This is a genomic window from Polynucleobacter sp. 73C-SIWE (genome assembly GCF_018882465.1).
Classification (GTDB): Bacteria; Pseudomonadota; Gammaproteobacteria; order Burkholderiales; family Burkholderiaceae; genus Polynucleobacter.
Genome location: NZ_JACVOK010000001.1, coordinates 840,509 through 865,850, shown reverse-complemented (window position 1 = coordinate 865,850; position 25,342 = coordinate 840,509). Strand labels below are relative to the sequence as shown.

General features: G+C 46.1%; 23 protein-coding genes. 11 read left to right on the top strand and 12 right to left on the bottom strand.

Features of this window, described 5'->3' with window-relative positions:
* Nucleotides 1-3: 3 nt before the first annotated feature.
* Complete coding sequence (gene secF, locus ICN17_RS04525) at nucleotides 4-978, top strand: protein translocase subunit SecF (RefSeq protein WP_216236314.1); 975 nt, start codon at nucleotides 4-6, stop codon at nucleotides 976-978.
* 11 nt (nucleotides 979-989) lie between these two features.
* Here secF and ICN17_RS04520 read toward each other — a convergent pair whose 3' ends face one another.
* Together ICN17_RS04520 and purB are read right to left on the bottom strand one after the other, a co-directional pair.
* Complete coding sequence (locus tag ICN17_RS04520) at nucleotides 990-2,345, bottom strand: 3-deoxy-D-manno-octulosonic acid transferase (RefSeq protein ID WP_370625945.1); 1,356 nt, start codon at nucleotides 2,343-2,345, stop codon at nucleotides 990-992.
* Nucleotides 2,346-2,347: 2 nt separating this feature from the next.
* Nucleotides 2,348-3,727, bottom strand: coding sequence for an adenylosuccinate lyase (purB, locus tag ICN17_RS04515; protein WP_216236312.1), 1,380 nt, complete (start codon nucleotides 3,725-3,727; stop codon nucleotides 2,348-2,350).
* A 95-nt stretch (nucleotides 3,728-3,822) separates the two neighbouring features.
* Between purB and ICN17_RS04510 the strand changes: the two genes are divergently transcribed.
* On the top strand, nucleotides 3,823-4,437 hold the full coding sequence (locus ICN17_RS04510; RefSeq protein WP_216236311.1) for a glutathione S-transferase N-terminal domain-containing protein: 615 nt from the start codon (nucleotides 3,823-3,825) through the stop codon (nucleotides 4,435-4,437).
* 26 nt (nucleotides 4,438-4,463) lie between these two features.
* On the opposite strand, the gene mnmA is transcribed toward ICN17_RS04510, so the two are convergent.
* Nucleotides 4,464-5,576: a tRNA 2-thiouridine(34) synthase MnmA gene (mnmA, locus tag ICN17_RS04505; protein WP_216236310.1), complete on the bottom strand. Its 1,113-nt coding sequence runs from the start codon at nucleotides 5,574-5,576 to the stop codon at nucleotides 4,464-4,466.
* A gap of 179 nt (nucleotides 5,577-5,755) precedes the next feature.
* Here mnmA and ICN17_RS04500 point away from each other — a divergent pair, with 179 nt between their 5' ends.
* From ICN17_RS04500 to ICN17_RS04490, 3 genes are read left to right on the top strand one after another with little or no spacing between them, the layout of a single operon-like run.
* Entirely contained in the window at nucleotides 5,756-6,889 is a 1,134-nt protein-coding gene (locus ICN17_RS04500) for a Re/Si-specific NAD(P)(+) transhydrogenase subunit alpha (protein ID WP_216236309.1), read from the top strand.
* Between the two features lie 25 nt (nucleotides 6,890-6,914).
* Nucleotides 6,915-7,253 carry a proton-translocating transhydrogenase family protein gene (locus tag ICN17_RS04495; protein ID WP_011903634.1) on the top strand — a complete coding sequence of 113 codons (339 nt, stop codon included), beginning with the start codon at nucleotides 6,915-6,917 and terminating at the stop codon, nucleotides 7,251-7,253.
* 42 nt (nucleotides 7,254-7,295) lie between these two features.
* The gene (locus ICN17_RS04490; protein ID WP_087909489.1) at nucleotides 7,296-8,663 is read left to right on the top strand and encodes an NAD(P)(+) transhydrogenase (Re/Si-specific) subunit beta; all 1,368 of its coding nucleotides are present in this window, start codon (nucleotides 7,296-7,298) and stop codon (nucleotides 8,661-8,663) included.
* A 136-nt stretch (nucleotides 8,664-8,799) separates the two neighbouring features.
* Here ICN17_RS04490 and groL read toward each other — a convergent pair whose 3' ends face one another.
* Together groL and ICN17_RS04480 are read right to left on the bottom strand one after the other, a co-directional pair.
* A complete protein-coding gene (gene groL / locus ICN17_RS04485) occupies nucleotides 8,800-10,452 on the bottom strand; it encodes a chaperonin GroEL (RefSeq protein WP_087909491.1) in 1,653 nt (550 codons plus the stop codon).
* A gap of 27 nt (nucleotides 10,453-10,479) precedes the next feature.
* Nucleotides 10,480-10,770 carry a co-chaperone GroES gene (locus ICN17_RS04480; RefSeq protein ID WP_087909492.1) on the bottom strand — a complete coding sequence of 97 codons (291 nt, stop codon included), beginning with the start codon at nucleotides 10,768-10,770 and terminating at the stop codon, nucleotides 10,480-10,482.
* A 313-nt stretch (nucleotides 10,771-11,083) separates the two neighbouring features.
* Between ICN17_RS04480 and ICN17_RS04475 the strand changes: the two genes are divergently transcribed.
* From ICN17_RS04475 to dacB, 4 genes are all read left to right on the top strand, one after another.
* The gene (locus ICN17_RS04475; RefSeq protein WP_216236308.1) at nucleotides 11,084-11,926 is read left to right on the top strand and encodes a diguanylate phosphodiesterase; all 843 of its coding nucleotides are present in this window, start codon (nucleotides 11,084-11,086) and stop codon (nucleotides 11,924-11,926) included.
* Nucleotides 11,926-12,549 carry a response regulator transcription factor gene (locus ICN17_RS04470; protein ID WP_216236307.1) on the top strand — a complete coding sequence of 208 codons (624 nt, stop codon included), beginning with the start codon at nucleotides 11,926-11,928 and terminating at the stop codon, nucleotides 12,547-12,549. Before ICN17_RS04475 ends, ICN17_RS04470 begins: the two co-directional genes overlap by 1 nt.
* Before the next feature lie 70 nt (nucleotides 12,550-12,619).
* Entirely contained in the window at nucleotides 12,620-14,989 is a 2,370-nt protein-coding gene (locus ICN17_RS04465; protein ID WP_370625944.1) for an ATP-binding protein, read from the top strand.
* A 48-nt stretch (nucleotides 14,990-15,037) separates the two neighbouring features.
* Nucleotides 15,038-16,576, top strand: coding sequence for a D-alanyl-D-alanine carboxypeptidase/D-alanyl-D-alanine-endopeptidase (dacB, locus tag ICN17_RS04460; protein WP_216236305.1), 1,539 nt, complete (start codon nucleotides 15,038-15,040; stop codon nucleotides 16,574-16,576).
* Here dacB and ICN17_RS04455 read toward each other — a convergent pair.
* Genes ICN17_RS04455 through ICN17_RS04425 form a run of 7 tightly spaced genes read right to left on the bottom strand, consistent with a single transcriptional unit; the run spans nucleotide 16,522 to nucleotide 24,014 of the window.
* Nucleotides 16,522-17,622 (bottom strand): L-threonylcarbamoyladenylate synthase, encoded by a 1,101-nt coding sequence (locus tag ICN17_RS04455; RefSeq protein ID WP_216236304.1) that lies wholly within the window; start codon nucleotides 17,620-17,622, stop codon nucleotides 16,522-16,524. The two genes, dacB and ICN17_RS04455, sit on opposite strands and share 55 nt — an antisense overlap.
* Before the next feature lie 2 nt (nucleotides 17,623-17,624).
* Nucleotides 17,625-18,809 carry a 5-(carboxyamino)imidazole ribonucleotide synthase gene (locus tag ICN17_RS04450; RefSeq protein ID WP_216236303.1) on the bottom strand — a complete coding sequence of 395 codons (1,185 nt, stop codon included), beginning with the start codon at nucleotides 18,807-18,809 and terminating at the stop codon, nucleotides 17,625-17,627.
* A gap of 4 nt (nucleotides 18,810-18,813) precedes the next feature.
* Entirely contained in the window at nucleotides 18,814-19,308 is a 495-nt protein-coding gene (gene purE, locus ICN17_RS04445) for a 5-(carboxyamino)imidazole ribonucleotide mutase (protein WP_216236302.1), read from the bottom strand.
* 40 nt (nucleotides 19,309-19,348) lie between these two features.
* A complete protein-coding gene (locus tag ICN17_RS04440; RefSeq protein WP_216236301.1) occupies nucleotides 19,349-20,245 on the bottom strand; it encodes a phosphoribosylaminoimidazolesuccinocarboxamide synthase in 897 nt (298 codons plus the stop codon).
* A gap of 7 nt (nucleotides 20,246-20,252) precedes the next feature.
* Nucleotides 20,253-21,317, bottom strand: coding sequence for a class II fructose-bisphosphate aldolase (gene fba, locus ICN17_RS04435; protein WP_216236300.1), 1,065 nt, complete (start codon nucleotides 21,315-21,317; stop codon nucleotides 20,253-20,255).
* 46 nt (nucleotides 21,318-21,363) lie between these two features.
* Nucleotides 21,364-22,800, bottom strand: coding sequence for a pyruvate kinase (gene pyk / locus ICN17_RS04430; protein ID WP_216236299.1), 1,437 nt, complete (start codon nucleotides 22,798-22,800; stop codon nucleotides 21,364-21,366).
* A gap of 2 nt (nucleotides 22,801-22,802) precedes the next feature.
* On the bottom strand, nucleotides 22,803-24,014 hold the full coding sequence (locus ICN17_RS04425) for a phosphoglycerate kinase (RefSeq protein WP_216236298.1): 1,212 nt from the start codon (nucleotides 24,012-24,014) through the stop codon (nucleotides 22,803-22,805).
* A 188-nt stretch (nucleotides 24,015-24,202) separates the two neighbouring features.
* Between ICN17_RS04425 and ICN17_RS04420 the strand changes: the two genes are divergently transcribed.
* Nucleotides 24,203-25,126 carry a branched-chain amino acid transaminase gene (locus ICN17_RS04420; protein ID WP_216236297.1) on the top strand — a complete coding sequence of 308 codons (924 nt, stop codon included), beginning with the start codon at nucleotides 24,203-24,205 and terminating at the stop codon, nucleotides 25,124-25,126.
* A gap of 14 nt (nucleotides 25,127-25,140) precedes the next feature.
* Nucleotides 25,141-25,329 (top strand): zinc-finger domain-containing protein, encoded by a 189-nt coding sequence (locus ICN17_RS04415; RefSeq protein WP_087909504.1) that lies wholly within the window; start codon nucleotides 25,141-25,143, stop codon nucleotides 25,327-25,329.
* Nucleotides 25,330-25,342: the final 13 nt, after the last annotated feature.

The following is a 25,342-nucleotide window of genomic DNA, read 5'->3' as shown; positions in this document are numbered from 1 at the left end:
GCCATGGAATTTTTCCGGATCAAAAAAGATATCCCCTTTATGCGCCATGCATTGGCGCTCAATGCGATTTCTTTAATCACCTTTTTAGCTGCAGTCTTCTTTTTATGGCACAACGGCCTACACCTCTCGATTGAGTTCACCGGCGGTACGGTAATGGAGGTTAGCTATCCTCAAGCTGCGCCACTAGATTCCATTCGCGCAAAGGTTGAGAAACTAGGTTACGCAGATACACAGATACAGAACTTTGGTAGCTCACGCGACATCATGATTCGCCTGCCTTTGCAAAAAGATACTGAAGGCAAACTCATTTCTTCTGCAGACCAAAGCGCAGCGGTAATGCAAGCGCTTGAGCCTGCTACCAGCGGTGCCAAACTGCAACGCGTAGAGTTTGTTGGTCCTCAGGTGGGTGAAGAGCTTGCTTTGGATGGCTTAAAGGCCTTAATTTTTGTGATTATCGGTATTGTGATTTACCTCTCTTTCCGCTTTGAGTGGAAATTTGCTCTGGCGGGCATTATTGCTAACTTGCACGACATCGTGATCATCTTAGGTTTCTTTGCTTTCTTCCAATGGGAGTTCTCACTCTCAGTCTTAGCAGCAGTCTTGGCGGTACTGGGTTACTCTGTAAACGAATCCGTGGTGATCTTTGACCGTATTCGCGAAAATTTCCGCAAGTACCGCAAGATGAATACCCGCGAAATTATTGACAATGCAATTACCAGCACAATCAGCCGCACTGTGATTACTCACGGTAGCACTGAGATGATGGTTTTAGCTATGCTGATTTTTGGTGGCCCAACCCTCTTCTACTTTGCGCTAGCACTCACTATTGGTATTTTGTTTGGCATCTACTCTTCAGTATTCGTAGCTGCCGCTTTGGCTATGTGGCTTGGAGTAACGCGTGAAGATTTGGCAAAGAGCGACAAAAAGCCAGATGACAATGCCCGTAATGATGACCCTAATTTTGGGGCGCGTGTTTAAGTCAAGCAGACCTAATTTAACGAGAAGTTTTGTTGATCAAGGGTGGCTAGTATTCGCCTAGTTGCACCTTGATGATCAATTGAGTAAGTCTTAGCTGCCTGACTCATACTGGCAAGTTCGGCATCATTCAAAAGTAAGGCCTTCAAAGCTTGCATCAAGGCGATTGACTCAGTCAGCAATAGATCGCCCTCGATACGCTTAGCGGCGCCAGTCTGAATGGCATCCAAGGCAGCTTGTTGGAAGTTGTAAGTATGCTCACCTAAGAGCACTGGACATCCCGCAGCACAGGCTTCAATGAGATTTTGACCGCCAAATGCCAAAAGACTACCGCCCATTACCACCAAATCAGCAGCGCTGTAATACATAGGCATTTCACCCATGGAGTCGCCCAAGACTACATCTAAGCCACTGCAATCTCTTGGAATTCCTGTCCATTCAGTACGACGGCGGAACTTTAATCCAGCCGAACGAATAGCATCCGCGACTTCTGCAAATCTTTCGGGGTGGCGGGGCACCAAGCAAAGTAATGGCGCTGTCTCAAAAGCATTGCTCAGCAGTAAATCTTTCCAAGCCTTCAGAATGATGGTCTCTTCACCATCGCGAGTACTGGCCGCACAGACCATCAAACGATGACTTTCATGTAACTCTTTTTTCCAAAGCTTGCCTTGTTCTACTGGTAGCGGATCGAGTGGCACATCGAATTTGAGATTGCCAACGATGCTGATATTTTTCACACCAAGGCTTCGATAGCGCTGTGCATCAAAATCAGTTTGTGCCAAGATTCCTGCAAATGCTTGAAATAATGCGCGCCCAGCTTTGCCAAATCGATTAACACGACGCGCACTTCTCTCGGAAAGGCGAGCATTCACCAGAAATAAAGGTAGGCCAATTTCTGCGCAACGAAAAACAACCGTTGGCCACGCCTCGGTCTCCATAAAGAGACCAAGCTTTGGCTTAAAGGTCTTCAGAAAATGTTCAACAGACCAGCAAAGGTCATAAGGCAAGTAAACCTGGCATATCTGCCCAGAAGCAATTTCCTTAGCAAATAACTGTTTACCTGTACGACGGCCATTTAAAGTCATATGCGTAAGCAAAATAGTTTCGCCACGAGCAAGATAAGTCTCAATTAATGGCTGAGCAGCACGGGTCTCGCCTACGGAGACTGCATGAATCCAAATTGAACCTTGTTTAATCGGCTTGTCATATCCAAAACCAAGACGCTCTGGAATGTGATGCATATAGGCAAAGGAGTGTCGTGCACGCCAAGCTAGACGAATAAATGCCAGCGGCAATAAAAGATGCCATAGCAATTGATAAGCAGCAAACCAGACTCGGGGACGCGCCCCGTATTCTGAAGCGGAGCTCACACTCACTTTTTGAGACGTTCGGTCAGTTCGACCGCCTTACCAAGATAAGAGGATGGTGTCATTTCCAGTAAACGTGCTTTTGCATCTTCTGGAATCTTTAAGCCGCGAATGAAGGTTTGTAAATCAGCTTGATTAATCCCCTTGCCACGAGTCAATTCTTTTAACTGCTCGTAGGGATTCTCAATGCCGTAGCGACGCATCACGGTTTGTACTGGCTCAGCCAATACTTCCCAACACGAATCTAAATCTGCGGCAATCGCCGCATGATTTACTTCTAACTTACCAAGGCCACGTAAAGCGCTGTCATAAGCCAATACGCTATGACCAAATGCGGGACCTAAATTACGCAAAACAGTTGAATCAGTGAGATCACGCTGCCAACGAGAGATTGGTAACTTTTCTGCAAGGTGGCGCAGTAATGCATTGGCAACTCCCAAGTTACCCTCAGAGTTTTCAAAATCAATAGGGTTCACTTTGTGCGGCATGGTTGATGAACCAATCTCACCAGCTTTAGTACGCTGCTTGAAATAACCAACAGAGATATAAGCCCAGAAGTCGCGATCCATATCCAAAAGAATGGTGTTGGCACGGGCAATCGCATCGAATAACTGCGCCATACCATCATGCGGCTCAATCTGAATGGTGTAAGGATTGAAAGTGAGGCCAAGGCGCTTCTCAACTACATTCTTGGAAAAATTTTCCCAATCAAAATCTGGAAAGGCAGATAAATGCGCGTTGTAGTTACCTACTGCACCATTCATCTTGCCAAGCAATGGCGCTGCAGCAATTGATTCAATTGCACGCTCTAAACGTTTTGCGATATTGGCAATTTCTTTACCAAGCGTACTTGGTGAAGCAGGCTGACCATGAGTGCGAGATAACAACGGCACCTTAGCGTGCTCAAGAGCAAGTTCGGTCAGTACAGAGAGTACTTTTCTAAGTTGCGGCAGGAGTACTTCATCGCGTGCGCCACGTAACATCAAACCATGTGAAGTGTTATTAATATCTTCCGATGTACAGGCAAAGTGAATAAATTCGCTCGCCTTAAATAGATCTGGCCTGCCTGCCACTTTTTCTTTTAAGAAATATTCAACCGCTTTGACATCATGATTAGTAACCGCTTCAATATCTTTAATACGCTGAGCATCAGCATCCGAGAAATTCTGTGGTAGCGATAGTAAGAACGCTTCATCGGCTGCATTAATTTTTGGTACATCGGGAAGTCCAGTGGCTGCTAGGGCCAACAACCAATGAATTTCTACGAACACACGCTGGCGCATAAAAGCAGCTTCAGAAAGCCATGGACGCAAGGCATCTAACTTCCCGGCATATCGGCCGTCCAAAGGAGAAAGGGCATTGAGGGTAGAAAGCGGCTGACTCACGAATATTGCCTTTGCATTGAATATGTCAATAAAACCTGATTTTAATGCGTTCTGGGGTTAAGCAGGCCTCCATTAGGATGGCTATACTGTCCCCTATGAAACTTATCGGATCCCTCACTAGCCCCTATGTTCGTAAGGTACGTATCGTTTTTTCAGAGAAAAAGGTCGATGTTGACCTGCAATTAGAGAATGTCTGGGCTGCAGACACCAAAATCGCCATTTCTAACCCCTTGGGGAAGGTTCCCTGCCTCATTCTGGAAGATGGTGAGTCTCTCTATGACTCTCGCGTTATCGCGGAATACGCTGATGCCCTCAGCCCAGTGAGCAAGCTCATACCCGCTGACAGCCGGGAGCGCGCGAGCGTGAAGACTTGGGAGGCCCTGGCTGATGGAATCACGGATGCTGGCATTTTGGCCCGCCTCGAGCGCACATGGCGCCCTGCTGAAGAGCAAAGCTCAGCTTGGGTTGATCGCCAAATGGGCAAGATTCAAAACTCACTTCGTCAAATGTCTGAGATCTTGGGTGAGAATGCCTGGTGCCACGGCAACCAGATGACGCTTGCTGATATTGCATCAGGCTGTGCACTTGGTTGGTTATTGCTCCGTTTTCCAGATGTGAAATGGCAGACGCAATATCCAAACTTAGATCGTCTCTATCAAAAGTTATTGCAGCGACCTTCATTTATAGAAACTGAACCGCCAGCAGCCTAATACGGATTTAAAAGAATTGATTTGGGCTAAGCAGAAATAATTCCTCCGCCCAAACAAATATCACCGTCGTATAAAACGGCTGATTGCCCTGGCGTTACTGCCCATTGCGCATCCGGAAATCCTAACACAAACGTAAGATCGCCTGCGCTTGCAGTTAAAGTGCATGCAGAGTCTGCTTGACGATAACGAGTCTTCGCAGAATAGTTCCCAGAGGCTGGCGAGCTACCAGCAATCCAACTCGCATCAATAGCCTCTAGGCCCTTAGCCAGCAGCCACGGGTGTTCATGGCCCTGAGCCACATACAGCGTGTTATTCGCCATATCCTTGCGTGCCACATACCAAGCATCACCATTACCATCCTGGCTACCACCCAAACCGATTCCCTTACGCTGTCCCAAAGTGAAAAAGGCTAAGCCCATATGCTCGCCGACAGTCTTGCCATCAGGAGTTTTAATGGGTCCTGGTGTGCGGGGTAGATAACGATTCAAGAATTCTCTAAAGGGACGTTCGCCAATAAAACAAATTCCGGTGCTATCTTTTTTCCGTGCATTGTGTAAACCAATTTTTTCAGCAATGGTGCGCACTTCCGTTTTCGGAATCTCTCCCAGCGGAAATAAAACATTAGCTAATTGCTGTTGCGTTAAGCGGTGCAAAAAATAACTCTGGTCTTTACTAGAATCCAGCGCTTTTAATAATTGCACTTTTCCACCCTCATGGCGGACCCTGGCATAGTGCCCAGTAGCAATTGCATCAGCACCCAAACTCATGGCGTGATCCAAGAAGGCTTTGAACTTAATCTCAGCATTGCAGAGAACATCGGGATTTGGGGTTCGCCCTGCAGCGTATTCACGCAAAAACTCAGCAAATACGCGTTCGCGGTATTCAGCAGCAAAATTGACTGCCTCAACGTCAATACCTATCAGATCAGCTACGGAGACCACATCAAGCCAATCCTGGCGGGCTGAGCAATACTCATCGTTATCGTCATCCTCCCAATTCTTCATAAAAAGACCGATAACTTCATAACCCTGCTCTTTGAGCATCCAGGCGGCTACGGACGAATCTACCCCTCCAGACATGCCGATAACGACTTTTCTGGGCTTTTTAAGGGGGGGTACCGAACAATTAGGCTGACTCATTAAAAAAATGCGAGAATACTCTATAGACAGATAAACCCCATTGTAGAAGTCTCAACCAGACTTCGCATGATTTTAGGCAAAACCATAGCCGGCAGACCTTGGGGCTCAGTAAATAGGTAAAACCTAGCCTGTTTATCTTTAAAATAGACTTTTAAAATTTTTGCTTTTGGAGACATGCCATGCGCATAGGAGTGCCGCTGGAAACAAGGCCTGGGGAAACTCGAGTAGCCGCCACACCAGAAACCGTAAAAAAACTGATTAGCCAAGGTCATAGCGTTGTCATTCAAAAAGACGCCGGCGTCCACGCAAGTCAACCAGACTCCGCATACAAAGCTGTAGGTGCTTCCGTTGGTAGCGCAGCTGATGCATTTGGTGCCGAGATTGTGCTCAAGGTGCGAGCGCCTGAGGCAGCTGAACTCAAACAAATTAAATCTGGCAGCGTACTCATCGGCATGCTTGATCCATTTGATAACGATAATATTGCTGCAATGGCAGCGCAAGGCGTAACAGCATTCTCATTAGAAGCTGCTCCTCGCACAACTCGCGCCCAAAGCATGGATGTACTGTCTTCACAAGCAAACATTGCCGGCTACAAAGCTGTCATGATTGCTGCAAATGAGTATCAGCGCTTTATGCCAATGCTCATGACTGCAGCAGGAACTGTCAAAGCAGCTCGCGTACTCATCTTGGGTGCCGGTGTTGCAGGCTTACAAGCTATTGCTACCGCCAAGCGCTTAGGCGCTGTGATTGAAGCATCTGACGTTCGCCCAGCCGCTAAAGAGCAAATCGAATCTTTGGGTGCTAAGTTTGTTGATGTTCCCTACGAAACTGATGAAGAACGCGAAATCGCTCAAGGCGTTGGTGGCTATGCAAGACCGATGCCAGAGGCTTGGATGAAGCGTCAAGCAGCCTTAGTTGCTGAACGCGCTCAGCAAGCTGACATTGTCATTACCACTGCTTTGATTCCAGGCCGCAAGCCACCAGTCTTATTGCATAGTGACACTGTTACTAATATGAAACCTGGCTCTATCGTGATTGATATTGCGGCTGGTCGTGGTGATAACGGCTCTGGTAACTGCCCACTGACTCAAGCTGACAAGATTACTGAAGTTAATGGCGTCAAGATTGTGGGCTACACCAACCTTGCTAGCATGGTTGCAGCAGATGCGTCAGCACTTTATTCACGTAACTTGATCGACTTTATGAAACTCATTGTTGATAAAGATGCGAAATTGCTTATCCCTACTGATGACGATATCGTTACTGCCTGCTTAATGTGTCGTGATGGTCAAGCCGTCCGCAAAAACTCATAGAACAAATTTAGACTAAGGAAATATCATGGATCTCGCTGCTTTTCAAAGCATCCTCACAGTCCAAAACATCACTGTGTTTGTGTTGGCCATTTTTGTTGGCTACCACGTGGTTTGGAACGTTACTCCAGCATTGCATACCCCTCTGATGGCGGTTACTAATGCCATCTCCGGCATCATCATTGTTGGCGCACTCTTGCAAACCGAAGTTATTGGCGGCGATGAGATCACTCTCACCAGCATTATTGGTGCTGTTGCAGTATTCCTAGCTTCCATCAATATTTTTGGTGGTTTTATGGTCACCCGTCGCATGCTGGAGATGTTCAAGAAGAAGGCTCCTAAAGCAGATGCGGCTGGAACTAAATAAAACGAGAACAAGATCCTCATAGAGATTTAAAGAGACCAAATAATGTCAAACATAACTGCAATTTCCTATCTCATTTCATCGGTGTTGTTCATCCTCGCTTTGCGTGGACTTTCTTCACCAACTACTTCACGCCAAGGTAATACTTTTGGCATGATTGGTATGCTCCTAGCGGTCATTACCACTTTCTTGATTCCTGACTTCAAGCCAGTCTTTTCGCTGATCATTGCTGCAATTGTTGGCGGCGCAATTATCGGTACGATTGCTGCTAAACGTGTGCAGATGACTAAGATGCCAGAGCTTGTTGCTTTGATGCACTCGTTTGTTGGTTTATCAGCAGTATTAATTGCGATTGCTGCAGTATTTAATCCTGCACAAGCCCATACTGGCGCCCAAAAGATTGAACTCTTTATTGGCGCATTTATTGGTGCAATTACCTTTACTGCTTCTGTGATTGCATTCGGCAAATTGTCTGGCAAGGTCAGCGGTAAGCCAGTTACCTTCTCTGGTCAGCATTTACTGAACTTGATCTTAGCGATTTCGATGGTTGGTGCAGGCATTGCCTATTACATGGGCGATAGCCACGCAGCCTTCTTGGCCATGTGTGCAATTGCTTTGGTATTAGGTATTACTTTGATCATCCCTATTGGTGGCGCTGATATGCCAGTTGTGGTTTCTATGCTCAACAGTTACTCCGGTTGGGCTGCAGCAGGTATTGGTTTCACATTGAATAACCCTGTATTAATTATTGCTGGCGCTTGCGTGGGCTCTTCAGGCGCGATTCTTTCTTACATCATGTGTAAGGCTATGAATCGCTCCATCGTTGCAGTATTGCTTGGTGGATTCGGTGCTGAAGCTGCTGCTGGTGGTGCTGATGATGGCGCTCCTAAGAACTACAAAACTGGCTCCCCAGAAGACGCTGCCTTCCTCATGGAAAACGCAGATACAGTCATCATTGTTCCTGGTTACGGATTAGCAGTTGCCCGTGCACAGCATGCTTTGAAAGAGTTAACTGAAAAACTGACTCACCATGGTGTCACTGTAAAGTATGCGATTCACCCAGTTGCAGGTCGTATGCCTGGTCACATGAACGTACTCTTGGCTGAAGCTGAAGTTCCTTACGATCAAGTGTTTGAGATGGAAGACATCAACAGCGACTTTGGTCAGGCTGACGTAGTGTTAGTGCTTGGCGCAAACGACGTGGTAAACCCAGCAGCACGCACACCAGGTAGCCCAATCTTTGGCATGCCGATCCTGGAAGCATTCAAAGCCAAAACGATCATCGTTAACAAGCGCTCCATGGCTGCAGGTTATGCCGGCCTTGATAATGAACTCTTCTACATGGATAAAACCATGATGGTCTTCGGTGATGCGAAGAAAGTAGTTGAGGATATGGTTAAGGCTGTTGAATAAGTAGGCCTGTATTGAAAAACATAAAAAGGCTGCCAATGGCAGCCTTTTTATTTCTCAGTGCTTAGTGCAATAAAAAACGCCTGGTCTTTTGAACCAGGCGTTTTAGTTTCTTCAGCGAGAAGCTGGAGAGAGGCTATTACATCATGCCGCCCATACCACCCATGCCGCCCATACCACCCATATCAGGCATACCGCCACCAGCAGACTCATCCTTTGGCGCTTCGCAGATTGCGCAATCGGTAGTCAACAACAAGGCTGCCACAGAAGCTGCATTTACTAATGCAGTTTTAGTTACCTTAGTTGGGTCGATCACACCTTGAGCTACGAGGTCACCATACTCACCAGTTGCAGCGTTGTAACCGTTATTGCCCTTGCTAGCCAATACCGCGTTTACAACAACGCTTGCTTCGTCACCAGCGTTAGAAACGATGATGCGAAGTGGCTCTTCCATAGCGCGCAATACGATGCTAATACCAGCATCTTGATCGGCGTTATCGCCTTTCAGGCCCTTGATACCTTGCATTGCACGTATCAACGCTACGCCACCGCCAGGAACAATACCTTCTTCAACAGCAGCACGAGTTGCGTGTAATGCGTCGTCAACGCGAGCCTTCTTCTCTTTCATTTCTACTTCAGTAGCAGCGCCAACACGAATCACTGCAACACCGCCTGCCAACTTGGCAACGCGCTCTTGCAATTTTTCTTTATCGTAGTCGCTAGTAGCTTCGTCGATCTGAACACGAATGTTTTTCACGCGCGCTTCGATTGCTTTAGCATCGCCAGCACCGTCAATGATGATGGTGTTTTCTTTACCAACTTCAATGCGCTTTGCTTGACCTAAGTGCTCAAGAGTTGTTTTCTCGAGTGTGAGGCCAATCTCTTCTGCAATCACTGTACCGCCAGTCAAAATCGCGATGTCTTCTAACATTGCTTTACGACGATCGCCAAAACCTGGAGCCTTAACAGCGCAAGTTTTGATAATGCCGCGGATGTTGTTCACAACCAATGTTGCCAAAGCTTCACCTTCAACATCTTCTGCAATGATGAGCAATGGACGACCAGATTTAGCTACTTGCTCAAGCACTGGGAGCAAATCACGAATGTTGCTAACCTTCTTGTCAAACAAGAGAACGTATGGTGACTCCAATACAGCAACTTGTTTTTCAGGCTGGTTGATGAAATAGGGGGAGAGGTAGCCACGATCAAACTGCATACCTTCAACTACTTCAAGCTCATCCTCTAAAGACTTGCCATCTTCAACAGTAATAACACCTTCTTTGCCCACTTTTTCCATCGCTTCAGCAATACGCTGACCAATGCTGTGATCACTGTTAGCTGAAATTGAGCCAACTTGTGCGATTTCTTTAGTGGTTGTGCAAGGCTTGCTGATTTTTTTGAGCTCTTCGAGAGCAGCAGTTACTGCCTTATCAATACCGCGCTTGAGATCCATTGGATTATGGCCTGAAACAACATATTTCATACCTTCACGCACGATAGACTGAGCCAACACAGTGGCGGTAGTTGTACCGTCACCAGCGATATCAGCAGTTTTGGAAGCAACTTCCTTTACCATCTGCGCACCCATATTTTGAAGCTTATCTTTGAGCTCGATTTCTTTTGCAACGGATACACCGTCTTTAGTCACAGTAGGGCCGCCGAATGAGCGCTCCATTACAACGTTACGACCCTTTGGTCCCAAAGTAGTTTTTACTGCGTTCGCGAGAATGTTTACGCCTTCCACCATCTTGGTGCGGGCGCTATCTCCAAATACAACGTCTTTTGCTGCCATGATTAAATCCTCTCTTAAGTACCGAAATTACTTCTGTACAACAGCCATGATGTCTTCTTCGCGCATCACGAGAAGTTCATCGCCGTCGACCTTAACTGTTTGACCAGCATATTTGCCAAATAACACGCGATCGCCAACTTTGACGTCAGGTGCATTTAATTTGCCGCTGTCATCGCGCTTGCCTGGGCCTACTGCCAATACTTCACCTTGATCAGGTTTTTCTGCAGCAGCGTCAGGAATGATGATTCCGGAAGCAGTTTTTGATTCTTGATCTAAACGCTTGATGATTACGCGATCATGTAAGGGACGCAAATTCATCTCTTCTCCTATGTTAGTAAGTGTTAACTATTTAAATATCTATATAAATCAATGCTTTATAATCTCTTCACGTGAAAACTAAAGGCTATTTACTACTAAATCAAGCTTTTTAGCACTCGCGTGTAGGGAGTGCTGATTATATAGGTCTGATTCCTGAGATTTCAAGGGCGGGAGCATAAATTCCTAGGGAATAGGCCCTTATTTATAATAGGGACAGGTTGGTAGGTCGATTCCTACAGATAAATCAGCCCAAAGCCCTTACCGCTCCAATCCGTCCTGCCTAGACTGGACAGTCACCGATTGGAGAATGCTGATGAGCCCGAAATCCCGGCTGTACACGCTTGTAAAGGCATGGAAGAACAAACCCTTCCAAGAAGTCCGCGACGCCTGTGGCGCGCCCTGGCTTGGCATGAGTAGCCAAGCCTTCGAAGAACACCAATCCTGGTCCAAGCGACAAGCGATTAGCCATGAACCCATTTTTAACTGCAAGGGAACAAAACTGACCGGCTCACTATTTAGACCTCTGCTAACGGCCTCCGATATGCAATTACTGCGTTTATTCATGGAGGGCTTGGATTCAATTTCCTACTGGTATCGGAGTGGTCGTTTTATTCCTGGCATTTTGCCAATGCCAACCCATGCCATCGCCTCTAGTGGCTACATCGATGCCATGAGTGATCTGATTCTGAACTCACGACTACCAGTGGGGTTGATTGCATTAGGAATCCCCTCGTTGCCTGAACCAGATATTGCTGATGCGTACAAAGAGGGTGTGCTACGCATGCGCCGACTAGGTGTCTTGCTGCATTTCATGAATTTCACGGGGACGGTAGAGCAACTGCACTGGATCAATGAGATGCAAATAGAGGGGATTCATATTGATATGGGCCAGTTTCGTGACGAAGCTCTATCAAAAAATGTGATCGCACAATTAAAGCAATCACCCTTTTCACCCACACAAATTTACGCAAGCAATATCAACCTTGTCAAAGACTTAGAGAATATATCTGCGATGCAAATCGATCATGGCTACGGCGGCCTTATGTTGTCTCCAGTCAGTCGCCATCAGATGCTCCATATCAATGATAGCCGGATCGCTAAAGCTATTTTTTCGCTGCACCCTCATCCACAACCAAACCAAAATGGAGACCAGTAATGAGAAAACGCGTGATGTTAGTAGATGACCATCCAGCCATGCTGATGGCTTTAAAAAGTATGTTGCAAGACCAGCTGTTATTTGAAATCGCAGGCCAAGCTCAGAATGGCGAGGAATGCCTTCGATCTATCAAAGAGATGAATCCTAATATGGTGATTCTGGATCTTGATATGCCCAAGAACGATGGGTTTGATGTCATTCGGCGTATTGGCTTGATGTATCCCGATGTGCGAGTGCTGGTTCTATCTAGCATGGATGAAGCGGTTTATGGCGGCAGAGTTCGATCACTTGGTGGGCATGGCTTTGTCAATAAAACTGCAGGGGCTGACGTGATCCTGGCAGCCTGTGTAGCGATCTCACAAGGGTATAACTTTTTCACTCATGGAAAGAATGGCAACAGCTCATTAAGTGATAACGATAAATTAGCGCTGATTTCTGATCGTGAGTTACAAGTCATGAAGTATCTCGGGAAGGGGAATACCAATCAGCAGATTTCAGATATGTTGCATATCAGTAATAAAACGGTAGCTACTTATAAGACCAGAGTTTTTGACAAACTTGGTATTAACAACATTGCCGACTTAATCTTGTTCTGCCGTATGAACAAGATCATTGAAAGCTAAAAGCAATATGTATCGATTCATCGTCTGTACATCACTGCTAATTTGCCCGCTACTGAATCAGGCAAGTGGGGTGGCTCACGCACAAACTGTGAGCCCAGCAGAACAGCGATGGATCGACCAGCATCCCGTAGTTCACTTCAGCATTCATGAAAAATATGCGCCCTATTTAAAAAATGATGCTAAAAATTCTGGTGTCTTTCATGAGTTATTGAAAAAACTAGGTAAATTTACTGGACAAGAATTTTCACCCAAGTGGAGAAAAACTGATCATGAGGGATTAAAGCAATTAGCTACCGGTGAAGTAGATTTTATGATCGACCCACCCAGCCTCAATGATGAATATCTCCGATTTGGCTCTTTATCAGAGGCAATCTTTTGGGGGCATGATGCTGTGCTAACGGCGAGTCCAACAAGCATTGAAACAATTGCTCCTGCCAATATTGCTTACTTTGATCGCGGATACGAAAACCAACCCTTACCAAGACACCCGCAAGCAAAAATTTCTAATAATGTTCAGAAACTGGTTTTAGACTTACTGAAAAATGATATTGAGGCCTTAGTACTGCCTATTCGACTCGCACATCAGCTAGTTCAGGATCTCAATAGATCAGAGCTTCGTGTAGATGGACTGTACCAGCGAGAGCCTTTTGAATATCGCTGGCTTATTGCAAACCAAAGCAGCGCTTTACATAATCTGCTCAATAGCTTCCTAAACGACTTAGATCCCATTGAATCAAGTCAATTATTTGCGCTTGGAAATCCGAGTGTTGCAAACAGCCAGAGTCATTATTGGGCAAAACTACCTTGGCTGTTCACCCTCACTTTAATCACGCTAGGAGGTATCATATTTTGGCGTCTACAAAAGAGGCAGCATCTGCAGGAGCAAGCAGCGGAAGATTTGATGGTCTCTAAAGATCTGGCTGAAAAAGCAAATGCAGCAAAATCTGCTTTTCTGGCGACGATGAGTCATGAAATCCGCACTCCGATGAATGCAATCTTGGGGGTGCAGGAATTATTACTGAGCAGTCGGCAGTTTCCCGATAATGAAAAATCGCTACTGAAGAGTGCGCACTCTTCGGCTGAATCATTGCTGGGTATTTTGAATCAAGTATTAGATCTTGCAAAAATTGAGGCTGGCAAGCTCACTCTCAATTTAGAGCCCTGTTGTCTCAATACACTCATTGATGATATTCATTCAGCATTCTCAACTGTGGCACATAAGCAAGGCCTTATCTTGCATACCTCCAAAGATCCACGAATTGCCGCTGTCTTAATGGTTGATACTTTGCGACTTCGTCAAATTTTGCAGAACCTATTAAGTAATGCGATTAAATTTACCGATCGAGGTGAGGTTTATTTCTCCATCAGCGTGCTGGCGGATGATCATGCTGGGCAGTTAATTGAGTTCAGAATTATTGATACCGGCATTGGTATGGGTGCCGAGGAAATCAAGATAGCCCTTCAAGCCTTTGAGCAAGTACCTGGTAAAGCAGATCAGCAAAATGGTACTGGTTTGGGCCTCACCATTACCAACCATTTGGTCAACTCGATGAGTGGTCAACTCAATTTTGAGAGCGCTCCGGGCTTCGGGAGCAATATTCATTTCTGCGTGGCACTTCCTCGCACCAGCATTGCCGCATCGAGAAACTCTCTTGCCGATAGAAGTTGGGCCTCTAGAAAACTATTTTCTAGAAATATCCAAAATCAAGATAGGTCACTCCAAGCCCTAGTGGTTGAAGATCATCCTGCTAGTAGGCAAATCATATCCTTGCAACTACAGGCCTTAGGTATTGAGGTGACCGTTTGCGAAAGTGCAAACGAAGCTCTTGAATTAATATCCCAACAATATTTCGACCTCTTGCTTACAGATCAATCTATTCCTGGAATGCAAGGTTCAGAGTTAGCAAAACGTGTACGCTCCCTAGGTCATCGTGAGATCGTAATCATTGGCATCACTGCAGATATCTATGCTTTAGATGCTCGGCACGAATTTCTTGCTGCCGGCATGAATGGGGTTCTCATTAAGCCGCTGAGCTTAATGACCTTGGAAAATGAATTAGCTCGGTACTTCAACACTCAAGACATTTCAGAGAAAAGTGAGGGGCCAGATGCCTCTCAAGCATACTCATTCGAACTCTTTTCTAATCTCTTGAAAAAAAGCCCAAGCCATATCGTTCTCATATTGGATGAGATTAAAAAGGTACATGACGATACCCTTGCCATACTGAAAGTCGAATCTGTAGATGAAGCTACTTTGGCAAGCATGATTCATAAAATTAAAGGTGGCGCTCAACTATTAAGTGCCCAGCGCTTTATTGCCAGCTGTGAAGCCCTTGAAATATCGGGCTCCATCCCCGAAAGAGTGGGCGCATTGATTCAATTACTAGAAGATCAAAACCAAATAATTGAATGCTATAGGGCAAAGTACGCCAGTCATTAATTAAGGCATACCTTTGCCTTCTGGCGCCCTAGGTTTATCCTATTGGGAATGCCGCAATCTATACGACATCTTTTTTCTTTTGCCCTCACCATCCTGTTGACTGGGTTATGCCTTTTTGCATTTACAGCAAAGGCTGAGGAAGCGCTGGTAACAATGCCATCTGCAGTTGCAATGAGCTTAGCGCGCAATCAAATTCCAAAGGACTCCGTCAGTATTTCAGTAATAGAAATTGACTCTGCTCGTCCAGGTAAGCATATCGCTAAAAACATTCTCAATTGGCGGTCCACCGAGGCTATGAATCCTGCCTCAACCATGAAGCTCTTAACAACACTGGCAAGTTTAGATATCTTAGGGCCGCAGTATCGCTGGCGTACCAATATCTATACCGATGGTGCAATTCGCCAAGGAACTCTGAGGGGAAATCTTTACCTACAAGGCACTGGAGATCCAAAGTTAATCCCTGAAGAGTTAGCCAAGCTGATGAAATCCTTACAAGCGCTCGGCATTCAAAAGATTGATGGCAACTTATTCTTTGATCGAAGTGCATATGCTTCAAACGTAATGGAACACAACACTATCGATGGTGAGGCCTTGCGTGCCTACAATGTGCCACCTGATCCCTTGCTCTATTCCTTCAGAACCCTCTCATTTCAGCTAGGCAAATCCCGTACAGCTGACTTTATTGATATTACCTATACGCCGGCACTCTCGAAACTGAAGATTGACAATCAAATGCAGCTAGTTGATCTCCCCTGTGATAACTGGAAAAGCAATATTCGGTTTAACTTGGATTCCGAAGGCGCAACAAAAACAGATCAACCTCTAGTAGCGCAGTTTTCAGGGGCATTTCCGAGTGCCTGTAAAGGAGTGAATTACAACGTGGTTGCCCTTGATGCAAATACCTTTCTGACACAAGGCTTTGCGGCTGCCTGGGAGCAATCAGGCGGGACATGGGCCCGTACCCCTATCGGAAAAAATGGCAATGTACCGCTTGCCGCAAGACTCCTTGTCCAGTTTGAAGGAATTGGTCTGAGTGATGATGTTCTGGACATTAATAAGTATTCAAATAATGTCATGGCACGCCAACTACTTTTAACTCTAGCCTTGGAAAAAATAGGAAAGCCAGCAACAACTGCTAATGGCGAGTTAGTGATTCAGAGTTGGCTAAAACAAAATGGTTTAGATTTTCCGGGTCTAGTGATTGAGAATGGCTCAGGCTTATCACGCAATGAAGCGATTACTGCTGAGCAATTGAACCAACTCTTACTCGCTGCACGTAACCTGTCGGTAGGCGATATTTTCTATAACAGTCTTCCAATTGCTGGAACTGATGGCACGATGAGAAATCGTCTCATGACACAACTCCGTAAATTTTTACACCTGAAGAAAAAGCCTGAAGCCAGAATTAAAACGGGCTCACTAGCAGACGTGCGATCCATCTCTGGCTATGTCATGAGTAAATCAGGAAAGCTATATGCAGTTACTTCCTTCATTAACCACCCCAATGCTTGGAGAGGCCTAGAGGCACATGATCAATTACTATCGTGGCTACTGGAAGATGGCCCAGAACCAAAGCATGCACGCTGAAGTCGATCTCTAACACCATCCCATTCCTCGCCGCTAGGCGGCTCAGGAAAGAGAATCAAATCCCAGCCCTGCTGGTCCAAATCTCGTAATGAACGATATAAGCGACTAGCAAATACTCCGCTATCGCTCGGTACTTCAATCTCCTCAAAATGAACAGATGGATGACCGTCTTCACCTAAAGAAGATTCAGAATCCCAGACCGCTACAGCAACACGTGACTTTGTATCCGGAAATTCGCTGAGCGCATCCAAAACCCTTCCAGGTGAATACAAGCGTAAAGGTGTTGTTGGTGCGTAATGTGCACGCAGACTACCAGAGACTCTTGGAGTGGACTCTGCATTCTCGGTAGTAGCGAGGTTTAACTCGCCGGGCTGAAATACCTTAACACCAGTCTTAGTAAAAATTTCTTTGGGCGTAATGACGCCAGGACGGAGTAAAACAGCTTGATCACCAGAAGACATATCAATGATAGTTGATTCAATGCCTACCTCACAATCGCCGCCATCCAAAATCATCAGATCAAGAGTGTCTTCAAATTCATTGCGAACATCCGCTGCGCTGGTGGGCGATACCTTGCCAAAACGATTGGCAGATGGCGCGACTACACCGCCCTTAAATTTGCGCAATAACTCTTGTGCCATCGGGTGCGCGGGGGCACGTATTGCTACTGTATCCTGTCCTCCAGTTAAATCATTGAGAACACTTTTATCCTTTTTAAAGACTAATGTTAGAGGACCGGGCCAGAAGGCATTGATTAACTTCAAAGCATCTTCAGAGATGTGTCTTGCCCATGGAGCCAAAACCGCTACCCAATCGACTTGGGCCTGGTCAAACTTATCCGGCGCTGCTAAATGCACAATCAATGGATGATTAGCGGGGCGGCCTTTAGTGCTAAATACTTTTTTGATCGCCGCTGGATTCTTTGCATCTGCACCAAGGCCATAAACAGTCTCCGTCGGAAATGCAACCAAACCGCCATCGCGTAGAGTCTGCACTGCTTCGTTGATCACTGCTGAAGATTGCAGCAGCTTACTATCCGTCGACATTTTTAGGGCTCGATACCTAATTCAATTGCTACAGCAGCGCAATTTTGGCGAGCTTCATTTAATGCTTCACCTAGACAATTAATGTGACCCATCTTTCTGCCAATACGTGGAGCTGATTTGCCGTAGAGATGTAGCTTTGCATCTGGATGAGCAAGAACTTTATTCCAAGCAGGTTCTTTAGCTTTATCTTCGCTACCTTCAAACCAGAGATCGCCCAGTAAATTGAGCATAGAAACTGGTGCTAATTGGCGCGTATCACCCAAAGGTAGACGTGCCATTGCTCTCACTTGCTGCTCAAATTGACCAGTCACACAAGCATCCATGGTGTAGTGACCAGAGTTATGAGGACGAGGGGCAATTTCGTTCGCAACGATATCACCATTCTTGAGCACAAAAAACTCAACGCAAAGAACGCCAACATATTCGATCTTACGAATCAGCGCCTTTGCTGCATCAACAATCTTTTTCTCTTGAGCAGGCTTCAACGATGGAGCCGGTACGGTAGAGGTATGCAAAATTCCGTCACGATGGATATTTTGCGACACAGGATAAGCCACAACCGCATCATCATACCCTCGTACCACTAAAGCAGAAACCTCAAAATCGAGCTCCATACGCTTTTCTAAGACACAGGGTACGCGCCCGAATTCATTCCAGGCGGTCGCTAATTCTTCCGGACTATAAACGGTGGCCTGGCCTTTACCGTCATAACCCATGCGGGCGGTCTTTAATATTCCAGGAAGGAGCTCTGCCGGAACATGTGCAATATCAGCATCATGCTCGATCACAAAATAAGGCGCAGGGCCAATATTGGTTTCAGATTTCCAAGTGGCCAAGAATTTTTTCTCAGCAATGCGATTTTGCGCTAGAGACACACAGCTACTCCGCGGCGCCACAAAAACACCCAAGGCCTCAAGCTCATCTAAAGCTTGTGCAGGAACATTCTCAAATTCGGTACTGACGGATGAGCATAAAGCTGCCATTTCTTTTAAGGCGGCAGAGTCGATGTAATCAGCTTGAATAAATTTTTCTGCAATAGAGCCAGCAGGGCTATCAGCACCAGGATCTAAAACGCACACTTTATATCCCATGGCTTGGGCTGCCTGGGTAAACATACGTCCCAATTGACCACCGCCTAATATTCCTAAATATGAACCCGGCAAAATGGGCTCCATACGATCTGCCATGTAATTAATATCCCGGCAAATTCATAGAGCGCGCAGTATCAGACTGCTTGGCACGAAACTCACCAAGACGCTTCGCTAGATCGGCATCATGTAGGGCAAGACCTGCAATCACATGCAGGGCAGCATTGGCTGCACCAGCTTCACCAATTGCAAAAGTGGCGACTGGAATACCTTTAGGCATTTGAACGATTGAATACAAAGAATCCTCACCGCGCAAATATTTACTTGCCACAGGAACACCGTATACCGGAATAATTGTTTTGGAGGCCAGCATGCCTGGCAAGTGAGCTGCGCCACCTGCGCCAGCAATAATAGCTTGCAAGCCATTCACTTGCGCATTTTCTGCATAGTGGAACATATCATCAGGCATACGATGTGCAGAAAGTACTTTAGCCTCGTGAGCAATGCCAAATTGCTCGAGCATTAGAGCGGCATGCTGCATGGTGTCCCAATCTGAATTGGAGCCCATCACGATTCCGACTATTGGCTTCTTACTCATTTACCTCTCCACATGCCCTAAATATTGTCTAAGGGCTCTATTATCCCTGAGTTAGGCGATTCAGGGCTTCGCGGTACTTTTCAGCGGTCTTTTCAATCACCTCAGTAGGTAATTGGGGTGCAGGAGCGGTCTTAGGCCATAACTTGCCATTTACTTGAGCAGTTTCCAACCAATCACGCACAAATTGCTTGTCATATGAGGGTGGGTTTGAACCGACATAATAGGTTTCTGCTGGCCAGAAGCGAGAAGAATCTGCAGTGAGAATCTCATCCATCAAAACCAATTGACCGGCATCATCCAAACCAAACTCAAACTTGGTATCAGCAATGATGATTCCACGAGTAGCGGCATAGTCAGAAGCTTGTTGATAGAGGCGAATACTGACTTCACGAATTTGATTAGCTAATTTCTCACCAATCAACTCCACCACCTTCTCAAAAGAAATATTTTCATCATGCTGACCAAACTCAGCTTTAGCAGCGGGAGTAAAAATAGGTTCAGGTAATTTTTGGGCATTCTCAAGACCAACCGGCAATGAAATTCCACAAACCTTACCCGTATCTTTATAGTCTTTCCAACCGCTCCCAGCTAAATAACCACGCACAACTGCCTCTACCAAAATAGGCTTTAAGCGCTTAGCAACGACTGCGCGACCTTTCACTTGAGAAACCTCATCAGGTACAACTACTGTAGCTGGATCAATTCCAGTCAAATGATTGGGAATTACTCCAGCTAACTTATCAAACCAAAAATTGGCCATCTGATTTAGTACAACACCCTTCTCTGGAATAGGTTCACCCATCACGACATCAAATGCAGACAAGCGATCAGTAGTGATCATCAAGAGTTTGTCATCGCCCAAAGCGTAGACATCACGTACCTTACCTTTAGATATCAAAGGCAAAGACTTTATGGAGGTGGCGTACAAAGAGGGCATATTTAATTCACTTCACGATCTGAGTTAGTTTGCCGCTCTTATAGAGTTCAGCCATTTTTTCCAAGGGAATAGGTTTGATTTTGGATGCTTGGCCAGCAGACCCAAATGCCTGAAAGCGCGCAATACAGACCTTCTTAGCCGCCTCACGTGCTGGTTTCAGGTAATCACGCGGGTCAAACTTACTTGGGTTCTCAATGAAATAGCGACGAATTGCACCAGTCATCGCTAAACGAATATCGGTATCAATATTGATCTTACGGACACCATTTTTAATGCCCTCTTGAATTTCCTCCACTGGCACGCCGTAAGTCTCTTTCATATCACCACCAAATTGACGAATCTCAGCAAGTAGTTCTTGAGGAACACTGGAAGAGCCATGCATGACTAAATGCGTATTCGGAATACGGGTATGAATTTCTCTAATGCGATCAATTGCCAAAATATCGCCAGTCGGCTTTTTGGTGAACTTGTATGCGCCATGACTAGTACCAATCGCAATTGCCAAGGCATCACACTGAGTAGCCTTTACAAAGTCAGCAGCTTGCTCAACATCTGTTAATAACTGCTCACGAGTCATCTTGCCATCAGCCCCATGACCATCCTCCTTGTCGCCCTGCATCGTCTCTAGAGAGCCCAATACGCCAAGCTCGGCTTCTACAGTAACCCCAATGGAATGCGAGAACTTCACGACCTCCTTAGAAACATCGATGTTGTACTCGTAGCTTGCAACTGTTTTACCATCAGCCTCGAGCGAGCCATCCATCATCACACTGGTAAAGCCACTCTTAATTGCCGCCATACAGACCGCTGGGCTTTGGCCATGATCTTGATGCATTACCACTGGAATATGAGGATAGGCTTCTACTGCTGCAGAAATTAAATGACGTAAGAAGGCTTCACCAGCATATTTACGTGCGCCTGCTGATGCTTGCATGATGACTGGGGAGTCAGCTTCATTGGCTGCTTCCATAATCGCAGTCACCTGCTCTAAGTTATTCACATTAAATGCTGGCAAGCCATAACCGTTTTCTGCTGCATGATCCAAGAGTTGTCGTAAAGATACTAAAGCCATGGTGTTCTCTTAATAGATATAGATAAAAAGTTAATCGATGTACAAATTACTTCACGTGAATAATTTTGAGATTATTGGTGCCGCCGGGTTCACCCATTGGCTCACCTGATGTCAATACCACAGCGTCGCCTTTTTTAACGGCGCCAGCTTTTTTCAAACAAGCTTCTACTTCTTGCAAAGCAGTATCCCGGTCCTTGGTGTAATCCAGGCCAATTGGTGTGACATTGCGATAGGTACTCAATGCTCTTTGGGTCGCAATCTTTGAAGTTAAAGCAAAGATAGGCACATGAATGTTATGGCGACTCATCCAAATTGCAGTTGATCCAGAGTCCGTGAGAGCGGCAATGGCATTTGCATGCAAATGATGCGCAGTAAATAAAGCGCCTAAAGCAATCGTTTGATCAATGCGAGTAAAGGTTTGATCTAAAAAGTCTGTGTCTAATTTCACAGGATCTGATTTCTCGGCCTCAACACAAATCTCTGCCATCGCTTTAATCGTTTGCACTGGATAGGAACCTGCTGCAGATTCCGCTGAAAGCATTACCGCATCTGTACCGTCCAATACAGCATTCGCTACGTCACTGACTTCAGCGCGCGTAGGCACTGGAGCATTGATCATGGACTCCATCATTTGCGTTGCAGTAATCGTAAATTTATCTGCCTCACGCGCCCAAGCGATCATCCGTTTTTGTAATGCTGGCACTGCGGCATTGCCAACCTCAATTGCAAGGTCGCCACGAGCAACCATAATGCCGTCACTTTGAGCAATGATGCTTTTGAGCGCTTCAGGCTCAATTGCTTCCGCGCGCTCAACTTTAGCGATGGTTCTTACCTTGCCAACGCCATATTTAGCACTAGCAGCATCAGCCAGTTTTCGGGCATACGCCATATCAGCCCCATCTTTTGGAAAACTAATCGCCAAGAAATCAACGCCCATGGCGATTGCGGCATCCAAATCGGAAATGTCTTTTTCGGTGAGAGCGGGTGCAGTCAGGCCACCGCCAGCACGATTAATGCCCTTGTTATTAGAGAGTGGGCCGCCCTGCTCAACGAGTGTAAAAATTTCACCGCCCTTGACACTCTCAACCCGAAGAACAACCAATCCATCATTCAATAAGAGGCGATCGCCAGGCTTCACATCACTAGGCAACTCTTTGTAATCGAGTCCTACACGGCCTTGATCACCAAGCTCACAAGCGACGTCCAGAATAAATTTTTCACCTTCTTTGAGAAGAATTTTGCTCTCTACAAATTTACCTACACGTATTTTGGGTCCTTGCAGGTCAGCCATGATGCCAACCTCTTTACCCACCTCGGCAGATATGCTCCTGACTAAATCATGACGCGCCTTGTGATCTGCAACTGTACCGTGCGAGAAGTTCATGCGTACGACATCAACGCCTGCGCGAATCATCTCGCGCAATACTTCAGGCTTCTCAGATGCAGGTCCCAGTGTTGCAATAATTTTTGTAGCTCGTAACATATTTACCCTTTCGCTCTTTCGGCAAGTACTGCAAAGGCTGGCAAAGTTTTACCCTCGAGGAATTCCAAGAAAGCGCCTCCGCCAGTTGAGATGTAATCCACTTGATTTTCAATACCGTATTTAGCAATAGCTGCTAATGTATCGCCGCCGCCAGCAATTGAGAACGCCGGTGAATGCGCAATCGCTGCGGCCAGCATTTTTGTGCCGCCGCCAAATTGATCAATTTCAAATACGCCCAATGGGCCATTCCACACAATCGTGCCAGCATGTGCAAGCATTGTGGAAAGGCGCGCGGCAGTCTTGGGGCCAATGTCCAAAATCATGTCATCTTCCGCTACCTGGTCTGAGGCTACCCGGTTTGCGCGCGCCAAGGGGGAGAGCTCATTAGCAACTACAACATCTTCAGGAATAGGAACGTGTGCGCCACGCTTTTCCATTAGATCCATAATTTCTCTAGCCTCATTTACTAAATCTGGCTCGGCAAGCGATTTACCAATTGGTAAACCTTTGGCAAGCATGAAGGTATTGGCAATGCCACCGCCAACAATTAATTCATCGACTTTCTCAGAGAGTGCTTTCAGAATGGTGAGCTTAGAGGATACCTTAGAGCCAGCAACTATGGCTACTAACGGACGCTTTGGACTTGCTAGCGCACGACTTAATGCATCTAACTCAGCAGCCATCAAAGGCCCAGCACAAGCAACTGGTGCAAACTTTGCAACACCATGAGTAGTTGCCTCAGCACGATGCGCAGTACCAAATGCATCGTTCACATATACATCACATAGAGCAGCAATCTTTTTTGCTAGCTCATCATTATTCTTTTTCTCACCCACATTGAGACGGCAGTTTTCTAGAAGGACCATTTCACCTGGATTAACTTCAAATCCGCCATCTACCCAATTACTAATCAATGGAACCTTGCGATGAAGCAAATTAGCAATGCGGTCAGCTACTGGAGCCAAGCTATCTTCAGATTTAAATTGGCCCTCAGTTGGACGACCAAGGTGCGAAGTCACCATCACAGCGGCACCAGCATCTAGACACATCTGCACCGCAGGCATCGAAGCCCGAATACGAGTGTCTTCAGTAATATTGCCCGCTTCATCCTGAGGCACATTGAGGTCGGCACGAATCAGAACCCGCTTTCCCTTTAATTGGCCTGATTGAGCTAATTCACTTAGACGTTTAACTTGAAATAAGGATTCCGGCATGAGATTGGGCAAATGAGGTGGTTTAAGGGGAATACACCATTCTAAATCGTCTAGCCCAACTACCCCGAAGGATCTAAGCCACATAAGGCCCTGCCTGCTCTACAATAGGGGCTTGGACGCATTTTGGGTCTGGGGCCATAAACCCTCCCTCGGCGACCCGATTAACCAGATACAAAAAGGTAGAGAAAATGTCGATGTCTGACCGCGATGGCTTTATTTGGTCCGATGGGAAGCTTATTCCCTGGCGTGAGGCTAATATTCATGTCCTAACCCATAGTCTGCACTACGGTATGGGCGTTTTTGAAGGCATTCGCGCCTACAAAACCCCCCAAGGCACAGCCATTTTCCGCCTCCCAGAACACGTAAAACGCCTCTTTAATGGCACCAAGATTTTCCAAATGAATATGCCTTATAGCCATGAGGTGATTTCTAAGGCAATTATTGAAGTGGTTAACAGCAACAAGCTCGAAGCTTGCTATATCCGCCCAATCATTTTTATTGGCTCCCAAAAGCTGGGCATCTCTCCTAAGGGCAACAGTATTCATACTGCAATTGCTGCCTGGGAATGGGGTGCTTATTTAGGTGAAGATGGTCTGAACAAGGGTATTCGAGTGAAGACTTCCTCATTTACCCGCCACTTTGTGAACTCATCACTCGTGCGCGCCAAAGCTTCTGGCTACTACATCAACTCCATTTTGGCTAATCAGGAAGTCACTGCCAACGGATATGACGAAGCGCTATTGCTAGATACCGAAGGTTATGTTTCCGAAGGTTCTGGCGAGAACCTGTTCATGATTCGTAATGGCATTGTGTACACCCCTGACTTAGCATCTTGCTTAGATGGCATCACTCGTGACTCCGTGATTCAAATTGCCAAAGATCTGGGCTATGAAGTTCGTGAAAAACGATTGACACGTGATGAAGTTTATTCTGCAGATGAAGCTTTCTTCACTGGCACCGCAGCCGAAGTAACTCCAATTCGCGAATTAGATGATCGCTCTATTGGTGATGGCAAGCGTGGTCCGATTACTGAACAAATCCAAAAAACTTATTTTGATGCGGTATATGGCAGAAATGATCAATACAAATCTTGGCTCACCTACGTTAAGTAATCAGGAATAGAAATATGACTCAAGCTCAAGTTGTTATGGTGAATGGCAAAGACTTACCATTGCATTGCCCCACCAATCAAACTCCAGCCTGGAACTCGCACCCCCGAGTTTTTTTGGACATCACCAAAACTGGTGAAGCCAAGTGCCCATACTGTGGCGCTGATTACAAATTGATTCCTGGCACTGAGCCACACGGACATTAATCCTTATCAGCGC